This is a genomic window from Clostridia bacterium (assembly GCA_035561135.1).
Lineage (GTDB): Bacteria > Acidobacteriota > Terriglobia > Terriglobales > Acidobacteriaceae > DATMYA01.
Window position 1 is genome coordinate 1 of the sequence record DATMYA010000039.1, and the last position, 8,986, is coordinate 8,986.

8 protein-coding genes and 1 tRNA gene are annotated in these 8,986 nt (G+C 58.3%); 4 read left to right on the top strand and 5 right to left on the bottom strand.

The window, feature by feature from the left end:
• Positions 1-1,311, top strand: a 1,311-nt coding sequence (gene gatA / locus VN622_07725) for an Asp-tRNA(Asn)/Glu-tRNA(Gln) amidotransferase subunit GatA (protein HWR35741.1), incomplete at its 5' end; no start/stop codon positions are given.
• A gap of 292 nt (positions 1,312-1,603) precedes the next feature.
• Here gatA and VN622_07730 read toward each other — a convergent pair.
• Positions 1,604-2,203: an FmdE family protein gene (locus VN622_07730; GenBank protein HWR35742.1), complete on the bottom strand. Its 600-nt coding sequence runs from the start codon at positions 2,201-2,203 to the stop codon at positions 1,604-1,606.
• A gap of 2 nt (positions 2,204-2,205) precedes the next feature.
• Positions 2,206-2,931, bottom strand: coding sequence for a hypothetical protein (locus tag VN622_07735; protein ID HWR35743.1), 726 nt, complete (start codon positions 2,929-2,931; stop codon positions 2,206-2,208).
• Positions 2,932-3,107: 176 nt separating this feature from the next.
• Between VN622_07735 and VN622_07740 the strand changes: the two genes are divergently transcribed.
• Positions 3,108-4,091, top strand: coding sequence for an HD domain-containing phosphohydrolase (locus tag VN622_07740; GenBank protein ID HWR35744.1), 984 nt, complete (start codon positions 3,108-3,110; stop codon positions 4,089-4,091).
• Between the two features lie 178 nt (positions 4,092-4,269).
• Complete coding sequence (locus VN622_07745) at positions 4,270-5,052, top strand: dolichyl-phosphate beta-glucosyltransferase (GenBank protein HWR35745.1); 783 nt, start codon at positions 4,270-4,272, stop codon at positions 5,050-5,052.
• A gap of 17 nt (positions 5,053-5,069) precedes the next feature.
• On the opposite strand, the gene VN622_07750 is transcribed toward VN622_07745, so the two are convergent.
• Complete coding sequence (locus tag VN622_07750) at positions 5,070-5,693, bottom strand: hypothetical protein (protein HWR35746.1); 624 nt, start codon at positions 5,691-5,693, stop codon at positions 5,070-5,072.
• A 30-nt stretch (positions 5,694-5,723) separates the two neighbouring features.
• Complete coding sequence (gene cax / locus VN622_07755) at positions 5,724-6,809, bottom strand: calcium/proton exchanger (GenBank protein HWR35747.1); 1,086 nt, start codon at positions 6,807-6,809, stop codon at positions 5,724-5,726.
• 299 nt (positions 6,810-7,108) lie between these two features.
• Between cax and VN622_07760 the strand changes: the two genes are divergently transcribed.
• Positions 7,109-8,695, top strand: a complete 1,587-nt coding sequence (locus VN622_07760; protein ID HWR35748.1) for a hypothetical protein — start codon at positions 7,109-7,111, stop codon at positions 8,693-8,695.
• 158 nt (positions 8,696-8,853) lie between these two features.
• Here the strand turns inward: VN622_07760 and VN622_07765 are convergent.
• Positions 8,854-8,929 (bottom strand) — tRNA-Ile (locus VN622_07765).
• Positions 8,930-8,986 lie beyond the last annotated feature (57 nt).

The window sequence follows — 8,986 nt, forward strand, 5'->3', positions numbered from 1 at the left end:
AAGGCCGCCGAGATCGATCGTATCGCCGATAGGGGTGATGAACTGCCGCCGCTCGCAGGCGTCCCCATCGCAGTCAAAGACGTGATGATGACGCGCGGCATTCGCACCACTGCGGGTTCGAAGATTCTGAAAAACTTCATCGCGCCATACGACTGCGCGGCCGTTGCTCGCCTCGAAGCCGCTGGCGCACTCGTCCTGGGCAAGCTCAATTGCGACGAGTTTGCTATGGGCTCATCCAACGAGAACTCCGGCTTCCATCCGGTTCGCAATCCACGCGATTTGTCCCGCGTTCCCGGCGGATCTTCCGGCGGTTCGGCCGCGTCGGTGGCGGCCGGAATGACAGTCGCCGCGCTGGGTTCGGATACTGGCGGTTCGATCCGTCAGCCTGCCTCGTTCTGCGGCGTCGTTGGATTGAAGCCGACATACGGCCGCGTTTCGCGCTACGGATTGATCGCCTTCGCCTCCTCGTTCGATCACATTGGCCCACTGACGAAGACCGTAAAAGATGCGGCAATCATGTTACGGACAATCGCCGGACGCGATCCACTGGATTCCACTTCGGCGGATGTGCCTGTCGCTGATTACGCCGGCGAGATTGGCCGCGACATCAAGGGCCTGCGCCTCGGGATCCCCAAAGAGTATTTCGGTGACGGACTCGATGACGATGTGCGCGCTCGCGTGGAGGCCTCCATCGGTCAATTGCGTGCCGCCGGAGCTAGCGTTGTCCAAATTTCGCTACCTGCCACCAGGTACGCCATTCCTGCCTACTACGTTGTCGCCACCGCCGAAGCCTCCTCGAATCTGGCTCGCTTCGACGGCGTGCGCTACGGCCATCGCGCCCAAGGGGCGGGCACTCTTAGCGAGATGTATCGTCGTACGCGCGGGGAAGGTTTCGGCGTTGAGGTCAAGCGGCGCATTATGCTCGGCACGTACGTACTGAGCGCCGGCTACTACGGCGCATACTACGTAAAAGCGCAAAAGGTCCGGACGCTGCTGGCACGCGAATTCGAGCAGGCCTTTGCCAACGTCGATGCTATCGTCACGCCCACGACGCCCACCCCTGCTTTCAAACTCGGCGAGAAAACGGATGATCCTCTGGCGATGTACCTGGCCGATATCTTCACGGTCACAGCGAACCTCGTCGGTATTCCCGCGATTTCGGTACCCTGTGGTTCCACGCGCGACAATCTACCCGTCGGCATCCAGATTCTTGGCAAGCACTTCGACGAGAGCACGGTACTGCGGATCGCACACGTAGTCGAACACGGGATGGCCGCCTCGGGTCGCCCCGCGCACACTCGCAAACAATAAAGCCCGCCCGTGTCTCACCGAGAGCTTTTGTACCTGCTGTTTGTTCCCGACGCGTAAAACTTGCCTGCCCGTTTTCCAAGCTGCTCGCAGAGTGTTCTGCTAAATCCAGAAATCACAGGTGCTTAACGTCCTATGTACTTCGGCCCTGCGCTTGCAGGCATATGCGTGGGCTTGCAAAGCCACTCTGTTCGCAAACAGTTTTTCGTTTTGCAGAACAGCAAAGCAGAACCACTGTGTCCTGAGCTAATTGTTCTTTGAAATCTTAATAACGCAGAAAAAGATGTTTGATGAACTACTCAGCCCGCATCTTTTCGATTGGCGTGTAGTAGCGTTCGCCGGCGCAGCCGCGGCACAAAACCTGGGTGTTGCGACGCACTTCGCGCTTAAAGGCGATGCCTTCGCCGCACAGGTCGCAGGCGATTCGTTCGCCCTTGTAGCCGGGCATTTCTTCGGGTGGAAGAGCTACGCGAACCCACTGCACGTCGAAGAGGTCGGCGTCACTGAGTTCGCGATACGCAAGCATCTGTTGCTGGTTCTTGCTGTCGAGTTCCGGGTGCAACGCGCGGGCGAGTTCCTTCGAGTTTTCGCGCGCGCTGACTCGTACCGCGCGGTCATTGGCGGCATCGATGAACGTCGCTGCCATCTTGCCCCAGTCGCGGAACTTCAGTGCGCGTTTGCCCAGGCGGCATCCGGTCACGACTCCAATTGCGTCTGTGGCGCAGCGGTCGATTTCCACGTATGTAACGGTTCGCTTACGATCGCGGCCGCGTGGGTCATCAATGCCGAGCAGGCGAAGCCCGAGCAGCGCCATTCGCACGCCGAGTACTTGTCCTGCGCAAAGATGTCCATGGGCGATTTCTGCGTCGTGCAAGTACTCGTCGAAGGTCTTCAAGATCAGTCCTCATCTTCTGTGGAACCGGGTGCCACGTCGGCCGAGTGTCCGCGCACAGTGAACGTGACCTTCTCACCGCGTACAGGGCTGAAGGTAACACGCACGGGTTGTTTCTCCCACTGAGGCACGGCACATTCCGCGTCCGGCATTTCGCGCTGGCTGGAGGCCCCGAGATCGCGTTTTAACACCGTCTTCTTCCGCCCGAGTTGAGCGACGATTGCGTAGAGTTTCTCCGAGTTCTCGGAGATGCCGCAATAGGCGACATAGTCGCGAAACCAGGCGGCCTCAGAGTAGAAGGGGTCGAACTCGGGCAAATTGATCTGCGTGATGCGTGCCGTTTCGCGGTCCACCATCAGCCATCCGCCTCGCTGCCACAGCCACTTGGGCATCTTGCGCTGACCCACGGGGGCCTCTTCCACAGGCAGGTTGTCATTCACGCGGAATGCACGGCGAATTACGAAAAGGCGCTCCGTCACATCGTGCGGCTCGCCGGTTGTGAACTCTTTGATGCGTCCGTTCACCATGAGCGGGCGCACCTTGATGTCTAGCGTCTTATCTTCCGTGGGGCCGATAAACAGCTTCACGGGCATCCACTTGCCCAAGCTCACGGTGCGGGGCTTGGCAGCCGACATCAATGCTGTATTGGTGAACAACAATATGAATAGAAAAAAGAGAGCGGCCGATTTGCGCATATGCGCAAGCGTATCGCCAGCGGGGCTGGTCGGCAAGTGCAGGCTCACAATGTCGATAGGTCCACACGTCCGCAGGCGTGCGATCGGCTTCTGGTACGGTTCTTCACAGAGGTTCTTGGCAGACGTTTTTCGCAGGCAAGGTCAGTCGGCCAGGATTTTCGAAGTGCAACTCTCATGCAACCTATCGGGCTACATGTCCCTCCCAGACTCTAATGGCTGACAATTTCTCGCGTAAACGCGCTCCGCTGATTTTGGTGGTGGACGACAACCAGGAAAACACGGTGCTGATGCGAGAGTTGTTGCAGACCCGTGGCTATGACGTGGTAACTGCGTCGAGTGCCGCTGAGGGCGAGCAGCAGATGCAGGCGTGTCCTCCCGATATTGTTCTGCTCGACGTCATCATGCCCGTGAAGACCGGATACGAACTCTGCCGCGAGTGGAAAGACGATCCCGCTACCCGGTTGATCCCGGTCGTAATGATTACCGGCCTCACCGATCGCGAAGACAAAATTCGAGGCATTGAGGCTGGTGCCGATGACTTCCTGAACAAACCGATTTTCCCCGAAGAGCTTTTCGCCCGGGTCAGGTCGCTGCTCAAACTAAAAGACTTCACCGACGAGTTGGAAAATGCCGAAGCCGTGCTCTGCACGCTGGGCCTTAGCGTGGAGTCACGCGACCCCTATACGGAAGGTCATTGCGAGCGGTTAGCCCGTAGCGCTAGCGATCTCGGTGTGCACCTTGGGCTTGATCGCGATGCGCAGGTCGCCCTCAAACGCGGGGGGTTCCTGCATGACCTGGGCAAGATTGCTATTCCCGACGAGATTCTAAAGAAAGGCACGAACCTTACTGCCGACGAGTGGCGCACGATGAAGCAGCACCCCATCATTGGCGAGAACATCTGCAAGCCACTGCGATCACTCCGCATCGTGTTGCCCATCATCCGCCATCACCATGAGCATTGGGACGGCAGTGGCTACCCCGATCAACTCACCGGCGAGTCCATCCCCCTGCTGGCGCGCATTCTGCAGATTGTGGACGTTTACGATGCGCTGAGGACGGCGCGACCCTACAAGCCTGCTCGCACGCATGAAGACTCACGAGAAGTCATGTTCCAGGAAGCGCGCCTGGGTCTCTGGGATAGGCACCTGGTCACTGAATTCTTCGCAATGCTTGAGAATAACCGGCAAGCTGCTTAATTCGAGCTGTTTAGCTGAAGATACGATTGTTCAGCGCGCCTCTGCGTTCTTGCGATTCGTTCTCCGCGCATCGCAATGCAAGTCCGAAATCCGAATAGACGTCGGTCGGCCAGCTCCGGCTTTTTGTCGCTCGATCACGTGACAACTGCTCTACAATGCAAGTGCGTCTAAGTTGCTGATGGAAAGCCCTACTTACAGTATCGTCATCCCGGCTTACAACGAGAGCGAGCGCATCTCGGCTACTCTGGACAAGGTGCTCGCGTACGTCGCAGCGGAGCGGTGGTGCGCCGAAATCATCGTCGTCAACGATGGCTCACGCGACAACACGTCTGAGATCGTGCAGCACTACGCGGCCTCGCACCCCCAAGTGCGATTGCTCGAGAATCCAGGCAACCGCGGCAAGGGTTACAGTGTGCGCAATGGGATGCTGAACGCCGAGGGGAACATTCTGCTCTTCAGCGACGCAGACCTCTCATCGCCTATACAAGAGTCCAGCAAATTGTTCACAGCGCTCCACAATGGCGCCGATGTCGCCATCGGTTCACGCTGGTTGCAGGCCGAATTGCAAACGCAGCGCCAATCGTTTTTTCGCCAACTCATCGGACGCGTCTTTAATTTGCTGCTACGCATGATCCTCGGGTTGAAATACAAAGACACCCAGTGCGGGTTCAAGGCATTCACTCGCCAGTCGGCGGAAAAGATCTTCACCCGCCAGCACATCGAGCGCTGGGGATTCGATCCTGAGTTGCTGTTTCTGGCGGACAAATTCAGATTGCGCGTTGCCGAAGTTCCAGTCGAGTGGGCACACGATGAGCGCTCCAAGATCAATCCCGTTGTGGATGGTTTCAAAATGGGGATGGAGATGCTGAAGGTCCGCTGGAATAGCATCCTCGGCAGGTACACGCGGCCGTCGTTCGCAATCTCGCGCCACGAGTCTTCCACCCCTCTCGTTCATCGATAAGTGTTCGCACCCGCCCTCTACTCCAAGAGCTTTACGATCGCTGGATGTAATTCCCATATCGTCGCAACGAGCGCTGTGCCACGTCCGGGGTGGTTGAAATCCTCGAACGCCAGTCCGACGATATCGGCCTGCAGCGCAGGAGTGATCTCCTGCGGCAATTCTCCAACCTGCTCGTGTCCAACAAAAATTCCGTGCTTTGCCAATTGCTGTTGTATTGCCTGGCGTGCCGAGCAGTACTCGCCGTCGACAGGCGTCTCCACGATGGCGCGCGGCGCCATCTTGTCCGCCGTATCCGAAATTTCCATATGCAGATCGCAGTCGCTGTGTTCGATCCGCACGGTTTGAACGTATGCGTGGGCGATGTGAAACAGCTTTAGTTCGCGGCCTGCACGCGGGGCGTCGGGTGGAAGCAGCGCGGGGTCAATAGGCCATCCGAGAATGGTGGACACCGTGATTTCCTGCGTGGGTATGTTCGGCAGCGGAACGTGTTTCTCGGCGTGGCGATGGTCTTTCGACGCTGGGGAGGTCGGCACACATCCACAAATATCGAAGAGAGTCTCACCGCCGCCGCACCCGGCGAATGAGGCTGTGAGAGCGAACGATATCGCGAGCAGAAGATTTGGAACGACTCCAATTCGCACGCGCGCCTCCGAGGAATGGTTAATAGAACCCTATCTGGAAGCGGCAGTTGCTTTGATCTGTTCTCTTCTTACGAAGGCACAAAGTAGAAGGACACGGCCAGGATGATGTATACCGCAAGCAGTTGCGTACCTTCGAACCAGTTGCTCTCTCCGTCGGCGGAGATCATTTCCACGATCAGCACAGAGAGCACGATGGATGCAATTTCGAGTCCGCCGAAGACCAGTGACATGGGATTCCCGAGCGCCACGGAAAGAAAGACCAGCAACGGCGCAACGAAGAGCGATTTGCGTGTTGGACCCGATCGCGATCGTCATCGCAAGGTCCATCTGATTGCGGCGGGCTACGAAGATCGCCGTCGAGTGCTCCGCGGCGTTGCCGATGATGGCCACCACGATAACGCCGACGAAGGTTTCCGTCATGCCTAGCGACTTCGTGACCATGTCGATTTCAGAGACCAGCATCTCGCTCAGAAATCCGATCAGAACGGTTGCGGTGACCAGCGACACAACCGGGCGCATGGCGCCGCCATGAGCCGCGGCGTGAGCGCCTTCCGTCTGGCCATGGTGGAAGACGGCTTTGTGCGTTTTCAACATGAAGATGAAACTGACGAGATAGATGATGATGAGCACCGCGCTCGTCGCAAGGCTCAGCTTTTCAAGAAATGGATTTTGCTGGCGAAGATTGCCGAAGACCGTGAGGTCGAAGACGGCAGGCATGATGAGCGCCACCACGGCGATGAACAGCATCGTGCTGTTGGTGGCTGTCGCCGTGCGGGAGAACGTCTGCTTTTCCCGTTTGAGCCCGCCGGCCAGGATGCTCAGTCCCAGTACGAGCAGCAGGTTCCCGATGATGCTGCCCGATAGTGACGCTTTCACGACCTGCACATGCCCGAGCCGCAACGCGAAGAACGCGATGATAAGTTCGGTCGCGTTTCCCATTGTCGCGTTCAGAATTCCCCCGAGCGTCGGGCCTATGCGTCCAGCCAGGTCTTCCGTAGCTTCGCCGAGCACGCCTGCCAGCGGAATAATCGCTGCCGCGGCCGCCACGAACGTGACCAGCGGTTGTGCGTGAGCGAAGTGCGCTGCAAGCGCGAAGGGAACAACCAGCAGCAGCACGTTCAGCCAGGTGTGCTCTGCTGCGAAGAGGGAAATGGTGCCACAGGCGGGAGAGGCCGCCGCGCGGTTGCTCGTTCATGCGCATGATTCTAGCGCGCAAGATATTCCTACGTTCTGGGTTTTCCGCGTTTGACAGCGTGCTCGTTTAAAGCTACTCTGCTTGACATTCTGGATGGCGTCGTTGGCTCCGTTGTTCTCATAATTCTTCCCCCCGCAAACAAACCGCACCGTCTTTGCACAACTGTATTCCGCTCTGTTGAACACTCTATTTGCGTTGGAAGAATAGGAGCTTTCACTCTATGGCAAACCGTCCCAGCACGGCGCGCAACGCTGTATCGCTGAACCTTGCGATACTCGTCGTCCTCGCGATGTCGCTTTCGGCAGCCGCGGAAACCTACAAAGTTGAGGTTCACAAGCCGGTAAAGATGGGTGTCTCGCGTCCGCTGCGCGACCTGCAATCGGTCGAACGCGTGGGACAGGCGCACGAGCATCCTGTAAAACCGTTGCCTGCTGGCCGCAGCACCGGTTCCATCACCGGCGCGGTGCAGACAAACTACGGACCACTTGTCGCCACTCCCCTCAGTGGTTTCGAAGGCGTGGGACTTGGCAACTACAGCGTGAACGCCGCTCCGCCTGACACCAACGGCTCGGTCGGCGACACGCAGTACATTCAGTGGGTGAATGAAGCGTTCGCGATCTTCGACAAGTCCACGGGCGCGATGGTCGGAAGTCCCAAGAACGGGAACACGCTGTGGCAAAACTTCGGCGGTGGCTGCCAGAACAACAACGATGGCGACCCCATCGTCCTCTGGGACAAGCAGGCGCATCGCTGGCTGATGAGCCAATTCTCCGTCAGCACGACTCCCTATCTGCAATGCATCGCGGTCTCGCAGACGGCGGACGCAAACGGCGCCTGGAACCTGTATGCCTACTCCTACGGCACAGACTTCAACGACTACGGCAAGTTCGGCATATGGGCTGACGGTTATTACGCGGCCTACAACATGTTCGCCAATGGCTCCACGTTCAAGGGCTCCAAGATTTGCGCATTCGACCGCGCTGCGATGCTGGCCGGAACGGCCGCCACATCGCAATGCGTTCAGTTGAGCACCAGCTACGGTGGTCTGCTGCCTGCCGATATCGACGGCTCCACGCTGCCGCCAGTTGGCACGCCCGAGTACTTCGTCAACTTCGGCACCAACGTGCTCAACGTTTGGAAGTACAAGGTGGACTTTGCGAACGCGGCCAACACCACGTTGACCGGTCCCACAGCGGTTGCGGTGAGCGCGTTCACCCGGGCTTGCAGCGGCGGAACCTGCGTCCCACAGCCGGGAACCTCCGTCAAGCTGGACTCCCTTGCGGATCGCCTGATGTATCGACTCGCATATCGCAACCTCGGCGCCGCCGGCGAACGGATGGTCGTGAACCACTCGGTCTCCGTAGGCAGCGGCAAGCAGTCCTACGCGGGCGTTCGCTGGTATGAACTGTCGGCCACGGGTGGCAACGTGAGCGTTCGGCAGCAGGGGACGTTCGCTCCTGACTCGAATTATCGCTGGATGGGCTCGGTTGCCATGGACAAACAGGGCAACATCATGATGGGCTACAGCAAGTCGAGCAGCAGCGTTTACCCGTCGCTCTGGTACACGGCACGTGCGGCGGGCGATGCGCTGGGCACCATGGGGACTGAAGCGCAGATGCTCGCCGGTGGGGGTTCGCAGGGACGCTACCTTGGCGGATCACTGACCCGTTGGGGAGATTATTCGAGCATCAGCGTCGATCCGACGGATGACTGCACGATGTTCTTCACCACGGAATACTTGAAGTCGAGCGGCGCGTTCAACTGGTCGACATGGGTCAGCAAGGTAAAAATGCCGGGCTGTAACTAACAGCCAGCTTCGCTTAACAGGGCCGTCCGGTTCGCCGGACGGCCTTCTTTTCTGGAGGCTTCACTAAGTTTTGCATCGGCGCAGGGAGGCGAGAGCGGAGCGGGAAATCTGCTGCCGGAATCCTGAGCGCAGGGACAGCGAAAAAATTCTACTGAGGTTGGTGGGCCCGCAGGGATTTGAACCCCGAACCAAAGGATTATGAGTCCTCTGCTCTAACCGTTGAGCTACGGGCCCTTGTTGCCTTCAATGCAAGAAGCTAGTTTAGTGTATCGCAGTTGCCGTTCCAAGACT

Excerpts from the sequence above, each read along its gene's own strand:
- VN622_07760 (HWR35748.1), top strand. The coding sequence starts at position 7,109 with ATGGCAAACCGTCCCAGCACGGCGCGCAACGCTGTATCGCTGAACCTT.
- VN622_07740 (HWR35744.1), top strand. The coding sequence starts at position 3,108 with ATGGCTGACAATTTCTCGCGTAAACGCGCTCCGCTGATTTTGGTGGTG.
- VN622_07745 (HWR35745.1), top strand. The coding sequence starts at position 4,270 with ATGGAAAGCCCTACTTACAGTATCGTCATCCCGGCTTACAACGAGAGC.